We start from the raw sequence: 16,029 nt of genomic DNA, 5'->3' as shown, positions 1-16,029 counted from the left end.
CCGCTGAAGTCGCGCGTCTCAAGATAGAGCGGCCGACGATCATCGATGCGATCGAGGAAGCGCGCGCCCATGGCGACCTTTCCGAAAACGCCGAATATCATGCCGCCAAGGAGCGTCAGGGCCAGATCGAGGCGATGATCGCCGACATCGAGGACAAGCTTTCGCGCGCGCAGGTGATCGATCCCACGACGCTTTCTGGCGACAAGGTCGTGTTCGGCGCCACCGTCCACCTGCGCGACGAAGACGACAAGCCGATCAAATATCAGATCGTCGGCCAGACCGAGGCGGACGCCAAGTCGGGCCGGATCTCTTATGCCTCGCCGCTTGGCCGCGCGCTGATCGGCCGCAAGGTCGATGAAGAGGTCGAGGTCACCGTCCCGTCGGGCGACAAATATTACGTCGTTTCGCGCATCGAGTTCATTTGATCATCGTAGGGCGGACGTCCGTATGAAGACCGCGCCGCCCAGAATGACCGCCACCATCGCCGTGGTGACGGTAATCAGCTTCGTGCTGCTGACCTTTCTCGGAAAATTGGAGGCGGCTGCCGCGGTCGGGGGCTTCATTCCCGCGCGCCTGTCGGGCCTGCACGTGATCGGCGCGCTGCCGGTCTGGGTGACGCCGCTGAGCGCCACCCTGCTCCATGGCGGCGCGATCCACATCGGTTTCAACCTGCTGATGCTGTTCTATTGCGGCCGCGAGGATGAAGTCGCGCTGGGGCGGCCCGGCATCGTCGTCCTCTATGTGGTCGGCGCTTATGCCGCCGCCGCCGCGCAATATGCGGTCGGCCCGCATTCGGTCGTACCGATGATCGGCGCGAGCGGCGCCATCTCCGCGCTCGTCGGCGCTTACGCGATCCTCTACGGCCAGCGCCGCCCGTCCAAATTTCCGCCGGAAGTCGCGCGCTGGATCCACATCGCCTGGCTCGCGGTCGCGTGGATCGTGGTGCAGCTGATGCTGGGCCTGGTGTCGCGCACCGAAGGTATGGCGATCGCGGCGGCCGCGCATATCGGCGGCTTCATCGCCGGCCTGATCCTGGCGCGCCCGCTGCTGCGTTGGCGCTACCGCAAGGCCTGACATTCAAGCCAACCCAGGCCGTCATTTTTTCATAAATGACGGCTGGCGCGTTATCTCATTGCGCTTGCGTAACGCCCGGATAAGCATCGCGTATCTCTACGAAATATGCGGAGCCGGCTCATGAGATTTGCGTCATCGTTTCTGTTTGCCACCACACTATTGGCGACATCGGCCTTGGCTGCGGATGCGGGCTATCGCGGGCCGATCATCGACGCGCACGCGCATATCCGGTTCAGCGATTCCGACGCGGTGAGCCCCGATCAGGGGAAAGGCACTGATCCGATCCGCAAGCTCGACGATGAAGCCGGCGTGACCCAGAGCGCGCTGATCGTGATCGCGCAGGCCGGCCAGATGGACAAGACGCGCGCCCAGAACGATGCCGTCATCACTGCGGCCAAGGCCGGCAACGGGCGTTTCTTATCCGGTCGCATCGGTGCATCCGGCCGATGGCGCCGACGCGATGGCGGAGCTCGATCGGCTGGCGGCCGCCGGCGTCAAGGTGATCAAGCTCCATCCGAACTCGCAGAATTTCGACGTGTCCGATCCTGCCGTCGGCGCGATCGTGGCGCGTTGCGGCGAGAAGGGGCTGGTCGTTTTGTTCGACAGCTACAAGCCGTGGGACCTGTCCGAGATCGGCAAGTTCGTTCTGCTCACGGCGCAGCATCCCGGCACCAAGCTGATCCTCGCGCATATGGGCTTCAGCACGTTCCGCGAAACTTTGGCCTTCGCGCAGCTCCGCAAGCTCGGCATCGGCGGGGACGTCTATTTCGATCTGTCGGCGATCGCGGTGGCTTATGACAAGGCGCCGGTGGTGCCGGAGCTGGTCTGGACGATCCGCAAGATCGGGACGGACCATTTTCTGTTCGGATCGGATTGGCCGGTCGATACGCCCGCGGTGGCCGAAAAAGCGGTCCGCGACATGGGTTTTACGCCCGCCGAACAGAAGCAGATTTTCCACGACAATGCGGCGCGGCTGATCGGGCTGAAGTGATGGAGCACCGAACCCGCGTGTGCGGATTCGGTCCAGGCTATCAGTCCTTCGCGTCCGGATCGAGCAGCCGGTGGAGGTGGACGATCACGTAGCGCATTTCGGCGTCGTCGACCGTCCGCTGCGCCGCGCCGCGCCAGGCCTTCTCCGCGCTCGCATAATCGGGAAAGAAGCCGACGACATCGATCTTGGAGAGATCGGAGAAATCGAGCGTGCGCGGATCCTTGACCCGCCCGCCGAACACCAGGTGCATCTTGCTCATGGGCGAAGCTTCCTGACGTCGGTGAGCGAGTCACGCAAGTGCGCTTTCCTTACTTGTTGCGCGCGGCCATCAGCTTGAGCAGCGCATCGAAGCCCTGGCGCTGGATCACCGAATCGAAGTCCGCCGCCTGGGCCATCGCGATATTGATGCCCGCGACGTTGAGGTTGAGCACCTTCCACACGCCGCCGATATTGACCACCGACCAGGTCGCCGCGATCGGCTGAGCACCGGGCTTGATCACCTGCGTATAGACGTCGGCGCCGCCGCCCGCCGTCGGCTGCGAACGGATCACGCGGATGCTGGCATCGGCATATTCGAACAGGCGGTCGGCATAGGTGCCGACGACATAGCCGGGCAGGGCTGCCTTGTAGGCCGCCTGCTGCGCCGGGCTCGTGGTGGGCAGCCAGCGACGGATGAGGCGGGTGCCGATCTGATCGACCGCGACATTCTGCGCGAGCAAGGCGCGGAACTTGGCCTTGGCTGCCTCGCGGTTGCCACTGCGCATCGCGGCGAAGCCGTCGGTGGTCAGCGTCGACACGAAACGCTGCGGATCGCTGGTGTCGACCGCGGCCATGGCCGGGCTGGTCATGGTCGGCAGCAATACGCCCGAAGCGATAGCGATCGCCGCAAAGGCGTTACGAAACTTGATCATTTTTCCTGCTCTCCAAAGGCAACGGGCGAGCCTGTCGGCCCGCCCGCCTGAACTCGTCTTGAATTTCTAACGACTTGCGGATTCGCGTGCCGCTTCGATCGCGGCAGTGCCGGCCTCGCTCGCGGCCTTCAATGCCTGCTCGACCAGCTTGGAAACCTGCGCACGGATCTGGTCGGACGACAGGCCCGCCTCCGCCAGCGCATCGGTGCCCGCGCTCTTGCCGGCGTCGAGCGCCGCGCGGGCGGCATCGCCGATCTTTTCGCCCAACGGCGCCAGCAATTCCTTTTCCTTCTCTAGGCGCGGCAGCAGCGCGCCCGCGATCGCGCCGATCGCGATTCCGCCGAGCAAAGCAGCCAGCGGATTGGATTCGAGCTTCTCGCCCGCGCCCGCGGTCTTTTCGCGAGCGGCGGCATAAGCGGCGGCGACGCGGTCGCTCACCTTGCCATAGGCATCGCTCAGCGCGGTCTTGCTGGTTTCGGGCGCCGGTTCGGCGGTGGGGGTTTCGCGCTTGCTCATGGCTTTACTCCTTCACTGATTTCTTGCCGCGCAACCGGGCGATCAACCGCCAGATCGGCTTACGTGCGATGAACGCAGCAACCCCGATTGCGGCTGCAGAGGCGGCGACGGGACGCTGCCTGACCGCGCGCGCCGCGTCGTTCGCGACTTCCTCGCCTTTGTCGCGTGCAGCTTCCCACACATCGTTGGCCAAGACCGCCGGCTTCAGCCGCGCCTGGAGCGACTGTGTCGAAACAAGCAATTTCTCGCGCGCTGCAGCGACATTCGCCTCGGCGCGGGCGATATCCGCCTCGCTCATCGAATGATCCTTCTTATCCGCTCGACCACGTTGCGGCCGATCAGCGCCATCGCCCCGATCATCAGCACCGCGGCTGCCGCGAACCCGCCGGGCAAGCCAAGCCAGCGTGCCAGCAAGAACCCAAGCGATACCGCTAGCAGCATGACCGCGCATTGCCCGAGCATGAGCGCGATCATAACCAGCCGGATCGTCGGCCGCGCTTCCTTGACGCTCGAGATCGCCTGCTCCTTGGCGAGCGTCAGCTCCGCCTTCAGATAGGCCGTCCCGTTGTCGATTACGCGCGCGGCGAGATCGTGGAGCGACTCTGGCTCCCCGCCTTGGTCCGGGAATGTCACGCCTTTGGCGCATCTTTGCCGGGGCTTTCGGGGACGCTCGAGCGGGCGAGCCGCGCGACGACGAAGCCCAAAGCCGCCGCCGCGCCGATCGCGACCGCCGGCGATCTTTTCACCAGTTCGCGCGCGTCGTTGAATAGCTCATCGACATCCTTGTCGCGGAACGAGTCCGAGAAATTGCCGATGCCCTCGGCCGCGCGACGGGCATAATCGCCATATTGGCTGCCCAGCTTCTCGTCGATCTCGGCGGCGGCGTCCTCGACCGTCTGCACCAGGCTGTCGAGCGCACTGGTCGCGCGTTCCTTGCCGGCCTGGGCGAGGTCGCGGGCCTTGTCGCCCGCTTGGCCGCGCAGTTCGTCGATCCGGTCGAAGAAGACGCCCTTGGCATCCTCGCCGCCCGATTTGATCGCGGAGATGACGGGTGAAGCTTCATTGCCGCCATCGTCGTCCACGCCGGCGCCGGTGATGATGGCGTCGGTGCCCTCGGGAAGCTGTTCGTCGGCGGAAGGCATTGCTGATCTCCTGAATGACTCGATACTCGGGCGATTCAACCGCCCGCTTACGCGTGCGTTCCACGTCACTAATACACTTTTCATGTCGGATGCGGAATTATTGCCACCACGGCTCGTCGCCGATACAGGCCGCGCCATCCTGTAGCCCTACATTCGAGGAAAAAATCATGACCGCGATCGTCGACATCCACGCCCGCACCGTGATCGACAGCCGCGGCAATCCCACGGTCGAAGTCGACGTCACGCTGGAGGATGGCAGCTTTGGCCGCGCCGCCGTACCTTCGGGCGCATCGACCGGCACGCGCGAGGCGGTCGAGCGCCGCGACGGCGACAAGAGCCGATGGGGCGGCAAGGGCGTCGACAAGGCGGTCGATGCGGTCAACGGCGAGATCGCCGACGCGGTCGAGGGCCTCGAGGCCGAGGATCAGGGCGAGATCGACGCGGTGATGATCGAGCTCGACGGCACCGACAATAAGGGCCGGCTCGGCGCGAACGGCATTCTCGGCGTCAGCCTCGCGGTCGCCAAGGCGGCGGCGGAAGCGCGCGGCCTGCCGCTCTACCGTTATGTCGGCGGCGTCTCCGCGCATGTCCTGCCCGTGCCGATGATGAACATCATCAATGGCGGCGCGCATGCCGACAATCCGATCGACTTCCAGGAATTCATGATCGTGCCGGTCGGCAGCGACAGCCTGATCGAGGCGGTCCGCTGCGGCACCGAGATTTTCCACATCCTGAAAAAGAAGCTGCACGACAAGGGGCTGGCGACCGCGGTGGGCGACGAAGGCGGCTTCGCGCCCAACCTCGGCAGCCCCAAGGACGCGCTCGATTTCATCATGGGGGCGATCGAGGCCGCCGGCTACACGCCGGGCGACGATGTCGGCATCGCGCTCGATTGCGCGGCGAGCGAGTTCTTCAAGGGTGGCGTCTACGATCTGGAAGGCGAGGGGCGGAAGCTCAGCCCCGCGCAGATGGTCGACTATCTCGCCGAACTCGCCGCCGCTTACCCGATCCTGTCGATCGAGGACGGCATGGCGGAGCAGGATTGGGACGGCTGGAAGCTCTTGACCGACAAGATCGGCCACAAGGTCCAGCTGGTCGGCGACGATATCTTCGTCACCAACCCCAAGATCCTCGCCGAAGGCATCGAGAAGGGCGTCGCCAACTCGTTGCTGGTCAAGGTCAACCAGATCGGCACGCTCACCGAAACGCTGGAGGCGGTCAGCATGGCGCAGCGCGCGGGCTATACCGCGGTGATGTCGCACCGTTCGGGCGAGACCGAGGATTCGACCATCGCCGATCTCGCCGTCGCGACCAATTGCGGGCAGATCAAGACCGGCAGCCTCGCGCGTTCCGACCGGCTGACCAAGTACAACCAGCTGATCCGGATCGAAGAGGAACTGGGCCCGATCGGTCGCTATGCCGGCCGTTCGGCGATCAAGCGCTAGCCGGTTCGCGGGGGGAGGGTTCATGGGATTGCGGCGACTTTGCATTCCGGTCGCCCTGATCCTGCTTCTTGCCGGATGCGCGACTGAAAGCACGGCGAAAGAGCCGACCGCCGTGACGGTTTCGCGGCGGCTCTGGTTTGGAATCTGTGCCGGGGTTTGTTCTTCCTATGATGTGACCGTCAGCGCCAGCGGTGACGTGGTGACGCACAAGGTCTTAATGGATGGGAACCGCAGCAGGCATTACCGGGTGACGCCGGAGGCAGCGGCGCGTTTCATGGAGCGGCTGCGGCCGTTCCGCCCGCAAGGAGAGCGGCGCACCCATCTCGAATGCAAGCATGACGTAACGCCTCAGGAAGCGGAGCTGTTGCTCCATGTCACCGAGGTGGAAATCCGGTGGCGTTCCTCGGTCCAGCCTGGGCGCCTCATTGCGTGCGATACGGCCGACGACCAACCCATCCTCGATGCAATCGGTCATGCGTTGGCGGAGATACGCCTTTGGCCATCGGGAAGTCCGATCCCGGCTGATTATCGGCCGGACGACGAGTAACGATGCTAAACTTCCGGCTGGCCCGTCTGACCAACGGCCCGCCCCAATCGCGGAGAAACCGGCGCGGTTCGCCGTTGTCTGGTGCGCGCACAAGCGGCGGGGGTGGGGGAATTCCAAGCTCACCTATCGCTTGGCCAAGCTGGATTGTATTTCCTATTTGATAAGTAGGAAATAGGATGCGCGCATTCCTCGAGCGGAGCGCGTGGCATGACCGATGGCGAACTTGGCCTGTCCCCCTTGTGCCTGATCGTGCCCGGGCTCGGCGATTCCGGTCCCGGCCATTGGCAGACGATCTGGGAGCAGGAGCGCCACGATTGCCTGCGCATCCAGCTCGGCGTGTGGGACGATCCCAATCGCAATATCTGGATCAGCCGGATCGACCAGGCCGTCGCCGCCGCGCAGGGTCCGGTCGTGCTGGTCGCGCACAGCCTCGGCTGTCAGGCGATATTGTGGTGGGCGAGCCTGCTCGGCCAGGACGTGCGCGGCAATGTCGTCGGCGCCCTGCTGGTGGCGCCGCCGCATGCCGACCGTCCCGACGCCGATCCGCGCATCGCGCGCTTCGCGCCGACGCCGACCGCGATCCTGCCCTTTCCCGCGATCGTCGTGGCGAGCAGCGATGATCCATGGTGCGACGAGGATCATGCGCGCGAACTCGCCACGGCCTGGGGCGCCGAGTTCGAACTGCTCGAAGGGGAAGGGCATATCAACGCCGCGAGCGGGCTGGGCGCATGGCGCGAAGGGCAGGATCTGCTCGAACGCTTGCTCGATGGACGGCCGCCGCAGCCGGGTACGATCGTGGGTAGCACCGCCAAATCGGAAGTGCGGTCGCACCACCCGTTCGCAGGCCGTTGACGCTTATCGCGTGTGAGCTAGGCTACGGGCATGGCCGATCCCTGCCCGCATTATCACGCAATCGCCGACGTGACGCCGAGCGCCGACGGCTGCGAGGAATGCCTCAAGATGGGGTCTTGGTGGGTGCATCTGCGGCTGTGCCGGACGTGCGGGCATGTCGGCTGCTGCGATGACTCGCCAAATCGCCATGCAACCAAGCATTTCCACGCGACATCTCACCCCATTATCGAAGGCTATGACCCGCCCGAAGGCTGGGGCTGGTGCTTTGTCGACGAGGTCGATTTCGACCTGTCCGACAGGATGACGCCGCACCCGCGGCCGATTCCCAGATTCTACTGAAGAATCAATGCGACTCGGCCTGACTCAGCTTTTGCACGCTTCACCGGCTTTTTGCCTGTCGCCGTCGGAAGTTCGCTTGAAGCCTTTGAGCGAACGTGATTCTTCGGACGACGTGACGCGTAAACCCGCCTTGAACATGATCCGATCCGCCTTTTGGCCGACCGTGGCGGTCGCCGTGATCGTGTATTTCGCGGGCGCCGCGATCGTCGGGCAGAACGGGTTGTTCTCGCTCGCCGGCTATCGCCACCAGCGTGCCGACCATCTCGCCACGCTCAAGACGCTGGACGACGAGCGCGACCGGCTCGCGCATCACGCCGATCTGCTCGACCCGCGCCATGTCGATCCCGACTTCGCGGAGGAGATGGTGCGCAAGCAGACCGGGCAGATCCGCCCCGACGAGGTCATCGTTCCGGTCAATTGAGTTTTCGCTAGGAACCGCACCGGCCCGCACCCCACCCGGCCTCGTTTTTTTTGATGCGCCGCACCGGCCCACTCCCCCACCCGACCTCCCATAGAATACGATGTCTGGGAGGTCGGGTGGGGGAGTGGGCCGGTGCCGAAGGTTTGGCGGATGCCAAACCGCACAACCAAAACTCCGGTGCCGCAAGGCTCGGCGGATGCCGAACCGCACCGATTCCACAAAGTGCGATAGCGATTGCGTTTTCTGCAATTGCAATCGCGGAACTCGCCGTTGCGGGAGCGGGTTTCTCCCGCCTATAGGGGCCCGTTCAAAAAGCGCCCTCAGGAGAGAGATCCGCCTTGGCTCGAGCAGCACAATCCGCCGCGTCCAAAGCTCCGGCCGCAGCGCCGCCCGCCACGCCCAACCGCGAGCGGCCGCCCGAGCCCAAGCCTTACAATGCCTCGAAGGAGGAACTGCTCGAATTCTATCGGCAGATGCTGCTGATACGGCGCTTCGAGGAGAAAGCCGGCCAGCTGTACGGTCTCGGCCTGATCGGCGGCTTCTGCCACCTCTATATCGGCCAGGAAGCGGTCGCGGTCGGCCTCCAGTCCGCGCTCAAGGTGGGGCGCGATTCGGTGGTCACCGGTTATCGCGACCATGGCCACATGCTCGCTTATGGCATCGACCCCAATTTGATCATGGCCGAGCTGACCGGCCGTGCCGCCGGCATTTCCAAGGGCAAGGGCGGCTCGATGCACATGTTCTCGGTCGAACATGGCTTTTACGGCGGTCACGGCATCGTCGGCGCGCAGGTGTCCTTGGGTACCGGCCTCGCCTTCAAGCACAAATATGCCAATGATGGCGGTGTCGCCTTGGTCTATTTCGGCGACGGCGCGGCCAATCAGGGCCAGGTCTACGAAAGCTTCAACATGGCGGAGCTGTGGAAGCTGCCCGTCATCTTCGTGATCGAGAACAACCAATATGCAATGGGCACGAGCGTCAATCGCGCCTCGGCCGAAGACCAGCTCTACAAGCGCGGCGAAAGCTTCCGCATCCCGGGCATCCAGGTCGACGGCATGGACGTGCTCGCGGTGCGCGGCGCGGCCGAGACCGCGCTGAAATGGGTCCAGGCCGGCAAGGGCCCCGTCCTGCTCGAACTCAAGACCTATCGCTATCGCGGCCACTCGATGTCCGATCCGGCCAAGTACCGGTCGCGCGAAGAGGTCCAGTCGGTGCGCGACAAGTCCGACCCGATCGATCATCTCGCCAAGATCCTGGCGGAAAAGGGGATCGGCGAGGAGCAATTGAAGACGCTCGACAAGGACATCCGCAAGATCGTCGCGGACAGCGCCGCCTTCGCCGAGGAAAGCCCCGAGCCTGAGGCTTCCGAACTCTACACCGACGTCCTCGTCGACACTTATTGAGCGCCCCAGACTATGCCGATTGAAATCAAGATGCCCGCGCTCTCCCCGACGATGGAAGAGGGCACGCTCGCTAAATGGCTGGTCAAGGAAGGCGACACGGTCAAATCCGGCGACGTCCTCGCCGAGATCGAGACCGACAAGGCGACCATGGAATTCGAGTCGATCGATGAAGGCACCGTCGCCAAGATCGTGGTGCCCGAGGGCACCGACGGGGTGAAGGTCGGCGACATCATCGCGCTCATCACCGGTGAGGGCGAGGACGCCTCCACGCCCGCGCCTGCCGCCGCGCCCAAGGCCGAAAAGCCGGCCGAGCCCGTGCAGCAGGCGAGCGACGGCGAGGGTGAGGCTCCCGCAGCTCAGCCCAAGATGCAGACCGCCGCGCGTGCTTTGGTGGCCGACGTCGCCGATACGCGCGACGATCCGGAAGTTCCGGAAGGCACCGAACTGGTCCGCACCACCGTCCGCGACGCGCTGCGCGATGCGATGGCGGAGGAGATGCGCAAGGACGACCGCGTCTTCGTGATGGGCGAGGAAGTCGCAGAATATCAGGGCGCCTATAAGGTCACCCAGGGCCTGCTCGAGGAATTCGGCGACAAGCGCGTGATCGACACGCCGATCACCGAATATGGCTTTGCCGGCGTCGGCGCGGGCGCGGCGATGGCGGGCCTGCGCCCGATCGTCGAATTCATGACCTTCAACTTCGCGATGCAGGCGATCGACCACATCATCAATTCGGCCGCCAAGACCAATTATATGTCGGGCGGCCAGATGCGCTGCCCGATCGTGTTCCGCGGCCCCAACGGCGCCGCCGCCCGCGTCGGCGCGCAGCACAGCCAGAATTACGGGCCCTGGTACGCCAGCGTCCCCGGCCTGATCGTGATCGCGCCCTATTCGGCGGCGGATGCGAAGGGCCTGCTCAAGGCGGCGATCCGCTCGAACGATCCGGTCGTCTTCCTTGAGAACGAACTGCTCTACGGCCAGAGCTTCGATGTGCCGAAGCTCGACGATTACGTCCTGCCGATCGGCAAGGCGCGCGTCGTCAGGACGGGCAAGGACGTGACCCTGGTCAGCTACACGATCGGCGTTGGCGTCTGCCTCGAAGCCGCCAAGCAGCTCGCCGAACAGGGCATCGATGCCGAGGTGGTCGATCTGCGCACGCTGCGTCCGCTCGACACCGCGACCGTGCTCGCCAGCCTCAAGAAGACCAACCGCATGGTCGTGGTCGAGGAAGGCTGGCCGGTCTGCTCGATCTCCGCCGAATTGATCGCGGTGGCGATGGAGGAGGGCTTCGACGATCTCGACGCGCCCGTGCTGCGCGTCACCAATGTCGACGTGCCGCTGCCTTATGCCGCCAATCTCGAGAAGATGGCGCTGATCACCGCCGATCAGGTGATCGAGGCGGCCAAAAAGGTCTGCTACCGCTGAGCGAGGCGCAGGCTCCCGCGATGGAGCTTGCCGATCCCGAACGCGCGCTCGCCGTCGCTTATGCGCCGGCGCAGGCGCGTGCGGGCCTGACCGCCTTGTTCGCGCTCGACGAGCGCTTTGGGCAGGTGGTTTCCTCCACGACCGAGCCGATGATCGGGCTGATGCGGCTCGCCTGGTGGCGCGAGGCGCTGGAGAAGCTCGATCGCGATCCCGCGCCGGCCGAACCCTTGCTGCGCCTGCTCGCCGATCACGTCCTGCCGAACCGCGTGACCGGCGCGAAGCTGGCGGCGATCGAGGATGGCTGGACGGCTTTGATCGATGGCGACGCCGATGCGGACGCGATCGCGCGTCATGGCCGCGAGCGCGGGCGTAACCTGTTTATGGCGGCCGCGGCGATTCTGGACGCGGATGCGATACGGCTGGCCGGGGCGGGTGAAATCTGGGCGCTGGTCGATCTCGGCTATCGTCACTCCGACGCACAGGTCCGCGCGACCGCGCGGGCACAGGCCAACCGGCTGATCGGCGCCATCCCGCGTGAGCCCTGGCCGAAAGCGGCACGCCCGCTGGCGGCGCTGCTCGCGCTCGCCATCGGCGATGCGCGGACGGACAAGCGCATACAGGGAAGTCCGAGCCGGTTGCTGCGGATGCTGGCGCTTCGGCTTACAGGGCGGTAGCAAGGCGCAAAGCGGCGAGGAGACGTCTATGTGGCGCTATTGGGTCGGTGCGGCGGCGGCATTGGTGCTGGTGATCGGCGGCATCTTCTATTTCCGCAGTACCGCGGTCGCGAAGCACAGCCTTCCCTCGGCGCCCGCCGCGCATAAGTCCGACGACGCCGAAGATATAGACACGCCGCCGCAGCCGCCCGAGGCCACCGATCAGACGCGCGAGCAAAAGCGTTTCTCACGCGCCGATCATGACAAGAATGGTTCGGTCAGCCGCGACGAGTTCCTGGCGGCGCGCCATCGCAACTTCGCCAAGCTCGACGTCAACAATGACGGCATGCTGAGCTTCGCCGAATATGCGGCCAAGGCGGAAGATCATTTCAGCAAGGCGGATGCCGATCATTCGGGCAGCCTGAGCCCGGCGGAGTTCGCCACGACACGTGTGGTGCGCAAGGCCAAGGCCAGTTGCTCCTGCCAGCCCCCGGATAATCAAAAGGGCGATGATGGCGAGTAACGGGCTGCTGATCATCCCCGGCGACCTGACCGATAAGCGCATCGTCGATCTGCTCGAAACCCATGTCACGACGGCGCTCGCGCAAAGCCCGCGCGAAAGCTGTCACGCCTTCGATGTTTCCGGTCTGCAGCGGGAGGCGGTGAGCTTCTGGGCGGCTTGGCACGGCGACGACCTGTTGGGCGTGGGCGCGCTGATGGATCTGGGTGGGGGCCATGGCGAGGTGAAGTCGATGCACACCGCCCAAAGCGCGCGCGGCCGGGGCGTCGGCAGTGCGATGGTGCGCCATATCGTCGCGACCGCGCGCGAACGGGGCTATCGCCGCCTCAGCCTCGAGACCGGATCGATGGACTATTTCGCGCCCGCGCGGGCACTCTATGCGCGGCATGGCTTTGCCGAATGCGGGCCGTTCGAAGGCTATCGGCTCGACCCGAACAGCGTGTTCCTGACGCTCGCGCTCTGACGAGCGCGTTGCAGGCATCCGGCAGCGCGACTTTCCAGGGTTGGATGCCGGTTTACAGCCCGGTAACCAAATCCGGGTTAGCGGGTGACTATGTCTGCCCGTTTCCCCTTCGCGAAGAGGAGTATCGCTGTCGTCCAGATAGCGGGGGCGATGTTCGTGTTCGCGCTGTTGGCGGCGGCGCCGCCCGCGCGTGGGACGATGCTGCTGGTGCCGCTGGGGCCGCGCGGTCAGGCCGAAATCACGATGCTGGCACTGGCGCATGGGGCGTCACTGGTCCAGCGCGGGCCATTGCCATCCTCGGTGATCGTCTACGGCGAAAGGGCGCGGATTGCCTGGCCTCTCGCGCGTGACGGCGTGCTGACGTTCGCCGGCGGATGGGCCGGCTGCCGCACCGACCGGTCGGTTCCGATATCATGATGACCGACGAACTGGACCGGCTGCGTCAGCACGGCACGCGGATCCTGGTCGCGGGTGGCTGGGCGTGCGCGATCGCACTCCTCGCGGTCGGCAAGGCCACCGCGTCTTCCGGGACCGATCTGGCTGTGCTGCTGGCAATCGCCGCCAATATCCTGCCGACCATGATGGTTGTGAAGCGCCGCACGGATGAGGCGGCACGGCTTTGCATCGGTACGCTTGCGGCGATTCATCCGGCGCTCGCCGTCTACCTGCTGACGGGTCATCCCTGGCAGATGGACAGCCACATGTTCTTTTTCGCCGCGCTCGCCGCGCTTGCGGTGTTGTGCGACTGGCGGCCGATCCTGCTCGCCTCGGGCCTCATCGCGGCACACCATCTGCTACTCGATGTCGTGGCGCCCAGCTGGGTCTTCCAAGGCAAAGGCGATTTCGGCCGCGTGATCCTCCACGCGGTGGCGGTCGTGCTGGAAGCCGGGATCCTCGTTTATCTGGCGGAATCGCAGCGACGCCTGCTGCTGCGGCAGCAGCAGGCGCGGGTCGAAAGCGAGCTGGCCACGGGCCGCGCCGAGGAAGCGCGCACGCGGGTCGAGGGCGCGCTCTCCGCCGCCCGCCTGGCGGAGCAGCGCGAGGCGGAGGAACGCGCGCGTCGCGAGGGTCTGGAGCGCGACCTTTCCGATCGCCGGCGCACCGAATTGTTCGCGCTGGCCGATGGGTTCCAAGCCTCGATCACGGGGATCGTGGATGCGGTCGGCACCGCATCCGCCCGCCTCGATGAATCCTCGCAATTGCTCAATGAAATCGTGCGCAGCGCCAATCGCAAGACCGCGGCGACCGCGACCAGCGCTGAATCCTCGTCGCACAATGCCAGCCTGCTGGCCGAGAGGTTGCGCGATCTGACCGGCTCGATCGGTTCGATCGCCGCCAATGTCGACGAACAGGCCAAGCTGAGCGATTCCGCGCGGGACGTGTCGGCCTCCTGCCACGAGGCGGTCCGCGCCTTGGCCGGCCATACCGGCACGATCGGCAGCGTCGCGGATTCGATCCAGGATATTGCCGGGCAGACCAATCTGCTCGCGCTCAACGCCACGATCGAGGCGGCGCGCGCGGGCGCCGCCGGGCGCGGTTTCGCGGTCGTCGCGCAGGAGGTCAAAAACCTTGCCGCGCAGGCGACCAGCGCGACCGGCGAGATCCGCGCGCTGGCTGGCACCTCGCAGGCGAAGGCGGACGGCGCCAAGGACGCGCTCACCGATATCGCGATGACCGTCAACGAACTCGCGGCGGCCGCACAGGCAATCCGCGAGCAGGTCGAGCATCAGCGCCAGACGGCAAACGCGATCGAAGAGGCCGCGCGCGAGACCGCGGCGAGCGCGGTCGAGATGGCCCGCGACGTCAGCGGCATGGGACACGTCGTCAACGAAACCGAAAGCCTGTCCGGTGAGGTTGCGGCCGCCGCTTCCAGCCTGTCGCAAACCGCGCAGGCGCTGACCGAGGCCACCGATCGTTTCATCCGCGAGCTAAAGGCGGCCTGAACCGCGTCGCCACCTTGCGGCGACGGGGACAATCTCTACATGAGACACGCAACCGCTGGCATCGCCGCGGCACTATAAGCGGGCCGGACAGCCCGCCAACAATCGGAAACTAATGACAACTCCCGGAAAAGAATTGCTGTTTCTCGCGCTTGGGGGATCGGGCGAGATCGGCATGAACGTGAATCTCTATGGCTGCGACGGCAAATGGGTGATGGTCGATCTCGGCCTGACCTTCGCCGATCCCGCCTATCCCGGCATCGATCTGATTCTGCCGGACCTCGATTTCATCGAGAAGAACCGCGACAATCTGCTCGGCATCGTGCTGACGCACGGCCATGAAGACCATATTGGCGCGATCCCTTATCTCGCCGCCGATCTCGGCGTGCCGATGTACGCGACGCCGTTCACGGCGGGCCTGATTCAGGGCAAGCTCGACGAAGAGGGCATCGCCTCCCAGGTCGAGCTCAACATCGTCGAGCGCGGCGGCAGCGTCCGGCTCGGGCCGTTCAATTTCACCTATGTGCCGCTCGCCCATTCGATTCCCGAGGGCAATGCGCTGCTGATCGAGACGCCCTACGGCAACATCTTCCACACCGGCGACTGGAAGCTGGACGAGGAGCCGTTGCTCGGCACCCCCGCGACCGCGATTGAGCTGACCGAGATCGGCGACAAGGGCGTGCTCGCGCTCGTCTGCGATTCCACCAACGTGTTCAACGACAAGGCGTCGGGCTCCGAAGCCGCGGTGCGCGAAGGCCTGGACGGCGTGGTCAAGGCGGTCGAAGGCCGCGTGCTGGTCACGACCTTCGCCTCCAATGCCGCACGCCTGCAGACCCTGGGCGAGGTCGCGCGCGATTGCGGGCGTCAGCTTTGCGTCGCCGGCCGTTCGCTCGACCGCATCATCAAGGTCGCGAAGAGCGTCGGCTATCTTGAGGATTTCCCGCCGGTCATCGATTTCGATGCAGCGATGAAGCTGCCCGGGCGTGAAGTGATGATCATCGCCACCGGCGGCCAGGGCGAATCCCGCGCCGCGCTGGCGCGGATCGCGTTCGACAGCCACCAGCTTAAGCTGAGCGAGGGCGACACCGTCGTCTTCTCGTCCAAGCAGATCCCCGGCAACGAAATGGCGATCGGCCGCATCCAGAATGCGCTCGCGACCAAGGGCGTGATCATGATCACCGACCGTCAGGCGCATGTCCATGTCTCGGGTCATCCCGGCCGTCCGGAGCTGGAGCTCATGTACAAATGGATCCGGCCGGAGATCATCCTGCCGGTCCATGGCGAGATGCGGCATATGGCCGAGCAGGAGCGCTTCGCGTTGTCGCTGGGCGTCCCCAAGGGGATCGTCCAGGGCAATGGCGACCTGATCCGGCTCGCGCCCAACGGG

At 65.3% G+C, this 16,029-nt stretch carries 22 protein-coding genes; 16 read left to right on the top strand and 6 right to left on the bottom strand.

Annotation, left to right across the window (positions count from 1 at the left end):
• The 3 genes from greA to VK533_RS10175 form a co-directional block, all read left to right on the top strand.
• Positions 1-425 (top strand): transcription elongation factor GreA (gene greA / locus VK533_RS10185; protein ID WP_324377058.1); only part of this gene is annotated, 425 nt, incomplete at its 5' end.
• Positions 426-468: 43 nt separating this feature from the next.
• Complete coding sequence (locus tag VK533_RS10180; RefSeq protein WP_324377056.1) at positions 469-1,074, top strand: rhomboid family intramembrane serine protease; 606 nt, start codon at positions 469-471, stop codon at positions 1,072-1,074.
• A 376-nt stretch (positions 1,075-1,450) separates the two neighbouring features.
• Entirely contained in the window at positions 1,451-2,065 is a 615-nt protein-coding gene (locus VK533_RS10175; RefSeq protein ID WP_324377054.1) for an amidohydrolase family protein, read from the top strand.
• A gap of 40 nt (positions 2,066-2,105) precedes the next feature.
• Here VK533_RS10175 and VK533_RS10170 read toward each other — a convergent pair whose 3' ends face one another.
• The 6 genes from VK533_RS10170 to VK533_RS10145 all read right to left on the bottom strand — a co-directional run bounded on the left by VK533_RS10170 (position 2,106) and on the right by VK533_RS10145 (position 4,634).
• A complete protein-coding gene (locus VK533_RS10170; RefSeq protein WP_324377052.1) occupies positions 2,106-2,324 on the bottom strand; it encodes a DUF4170 domain-containing protein in 219 nt (72 codons plus the stop codon).
• A 49-nt stretch (positions 2,325-2,373) separates the two neighbouring features.
• Positions 2,374-2,976, bottom strand: a complete 603-nt coding sequence (locus tag VK533_RS10165) for an ABC transporter substrate-binding protein (protein WP_324377050.1) — start codon at positions 2,974-2,976, stop codon at positions 2,374-2,376.
• Between the two features lie 66 nt (positions 2,977-3,042).
• Positions 3,043-3,492 carry a hypothetical protein gene (locus VK533_RS10160; RefSeq protein WP_324377048.1) on the bottom strand — a complete coding sequence of 150 codons (450 nt, stop codon included), beginning with the start codon at positions 3,490-3,492 and terminating at the stop codon, positions 3,043-3,045.
• Between the two features lie 4 nt (positions 3,493-3,496).
• Complete coding sequence (locus tag VK533_RS10155; RefSeq protein ID WP_324377047.1) at positions 3,497-3,790, bottom strand: hypothetical protein; 294 nt, start codon at positions 3,788-3,790, stop codon at positions 3,497-3,499.
• Positions 3,787-4,125, bottom strand: coding sequence for a hypothetical protein (locus VK533_RS10150; protein WP_324377045.1), 339 nt, complete (start codon positions 4,123-4,125; stop codon positions 3,787-3,789). Before VK533_RS10150 ends, VK533_RS10155 begins: the two co-directional genes overlap by 4 nt.
• Entirely contained in the window at positions 4,122-4,634 is a 513-nt protein-coding gene (locus VK533_RS10145) for a hypothetical protein (RefSeq protein ID WP_324377043.1), read from the bottom strand. Before VK533_RS10145 ends, VK533_RS10150 begins: the two co-directional genes overlap by 4 nt.
• Positions 4,635-4,801: 167 nt before the next feature.
• Between VK533_RS10145 and eno the strand changes: the two genes are divergently transcribed.
• The 13 genes from eno to VK533_RS10080 form a co-directional block, all read left to right on the top strand.
• Positions 4,802-6,079, top strand: a complete 1,278-nt coding sequence (gene eno / locus VK533_RS10140; RefSeq protein WP_324377041.1) for a phosphopyruvate hydratase — start codon at positions 4,802-4,804, stop codon at positions 6,077-6,079.
• Between the two features lie 22 nt (positions 6,080-6,101).
• Positions 6,102-6,626 carry a hypothetical protein gene (locus VK533_RS10135; RefSeq protein WP_324377039.1) on the top strand — a complete coding sequence of 175 codons (525 nt, stop codon included), beginning with the start codon at positions 6,102-6,104 and terminating at the stop codon, positions 6,624-6,626.
• 207 nt (positions 6,627-6,833) lie between these two features.
• The gene (locus VK533_RS10130; RefSeq protein WP_324377037.1) at positions 6,834-7,478 is read left to right on the top strand and encodes an alpha/beta hydrolase; all 645 of its coding nucleotides are present in this window, start codon (positions 6,834-6,836) and stop codon (positions 7,476-7,478) included.
• Positions 7,479-7,508: 30 nt separating this feature from the next.
• Positions 7,509-7,817 (top strand): UBP-type zinc finger domain-containing protein, encoded by a 309-nt coding sequence (locus tag VK533_RS10125; protein WP_324377035.1) that lies wholly within the window; start codon positions 7,509-7,511, stop codon positions 7,815-7,817.
• A gap of 136 nt (positions 7,818-7,953) precedes the next feature.
• The gene (locus VK533_RS10120; RefSeq protein ID WP_324377033.1) at positions 7,954-8,238 is read left to right on the top strand and encodes an FtsB family cell division protein; all 285 of its coding nucleotides are present in this window, start codon (positions 7,954-7,956) and stop codon (positions 8,236-8,238) included.
• Between the two features lie 338 nt (positions 8,239-8,576).
• On the top strand, positions 8,577-9,641 hold the full coding sequence (gene pdhA / locus VK533_RS10115) for a pyruvate dehydrogenase (acetyl-transferring) E1 component subunit alpha (protein ID WP_324377030.1): 1,065 nt from the start codon (positions 8,577-8,579) through the stop codon (positions 9,639-9,641).
• Positions 9,642-9,653: 12 nt separating this feature from the next.
• Positions 9,654-11,066 (top strand): pyruvate dehydrogenase complex E1 component subunit beta, encoded by a 1,413-nt coding sequence (locus VK533_RS10110; RefSeq protein ID WP_324377028.1) that lies wholly within the window; start codon positions 9,654-9,656, stop codon positions 11,064-11,066.
• 20 nt (positions 11,067-11,086) lie between these two features.
• Positions 11,087-11,740 carry a squalene/phytoene synthase family protein gene (locus tag VK533_RS10105; protein WP_324377027.1) on the top strand — a complete coding sequence of 218 codons (654 nt, stop codon included), beginning with the start codon at positions 11,087-11,089 and terminating at the stop codon, positions 11,738-11,740.
• A gap of 28 nt (positions 11,741-11,768) precedes the next feature.
• A complete protein-coding gene (locus VK533_RS10100) occupies positions 11,769-12,242 on the top strand; it encodes a histidine kinase (RefSeq protein WP_324377025.1) in 474 nt (157 codons plus the stop codon).
• Positions 12,229-12,702 carry a GNAT family N-acetyltransferase gene (locus tag VK533_RS10095; RefSeq protein WP_324377023.1) on the top strand — a complete coding sequence of 158 codons (474 nt, stop codon included), beginning with the start codon at positions 12,229-12,231 and terminating at the stop codon, positions 12,700-12,702. The genes VK533_RS10100 and VK533_RS10095 overlap by 14 nt, the downstream gene beginning before the upstream one ends.
• Before the next feature lie 90 nt (positions 12,703-12,792).
• Positions 12,793-13,119 carry a hypothetical protein gene (locus VK533_RS10090; protein WP_324377021.1) on the top strand — a complete coding sequence of 109 codons (327 nt, stop codon included), beginning with the start codon at positions 12,793-12,795 and terminating at the stop codon, positions 13,117-13,119.
• Positions 13,119-14,645 carry a methyl-accepting chemotaxis protein gene (locus VK533_RS10085; RefSeq protein WP_324377019.1) on the top strand — a complete coding sequence of 509 codons (1,527 nt, stop codon included), beginning with the start codon at positions 13,119-13,121 and terminating at the stop codon, positions 14,643-14,645. Before VK533_RS10090 ends, VK533_RS10085 begins: the two co-directional genes overlap by 1 nt.
• A gap of 112 nt (positions 14,646-14,757) precedes the next feature.
• Positions 14,758-16,029 (top strand): ribonuclease J (locus VK533_RS10080; protein WP_324377017.1); only part of this gene is annotated, 1,272 nt, incomplete at its 3' end.

It is taken from the genome of Sphingomonas sp. (assembly GCF_035317925.1).
In the GTDB taxonomy this organism is placed as follows: Bacteria; Pseudomonadota; Alphaproteobacteria; order Sphingomonadales; family Sphingomonadaceae; genus Sphingomonas_I.
Note: the sequence above shows the minus strand (reverse complement) of the source record. Positions and strands in the feature narration are given on the sequence as shown.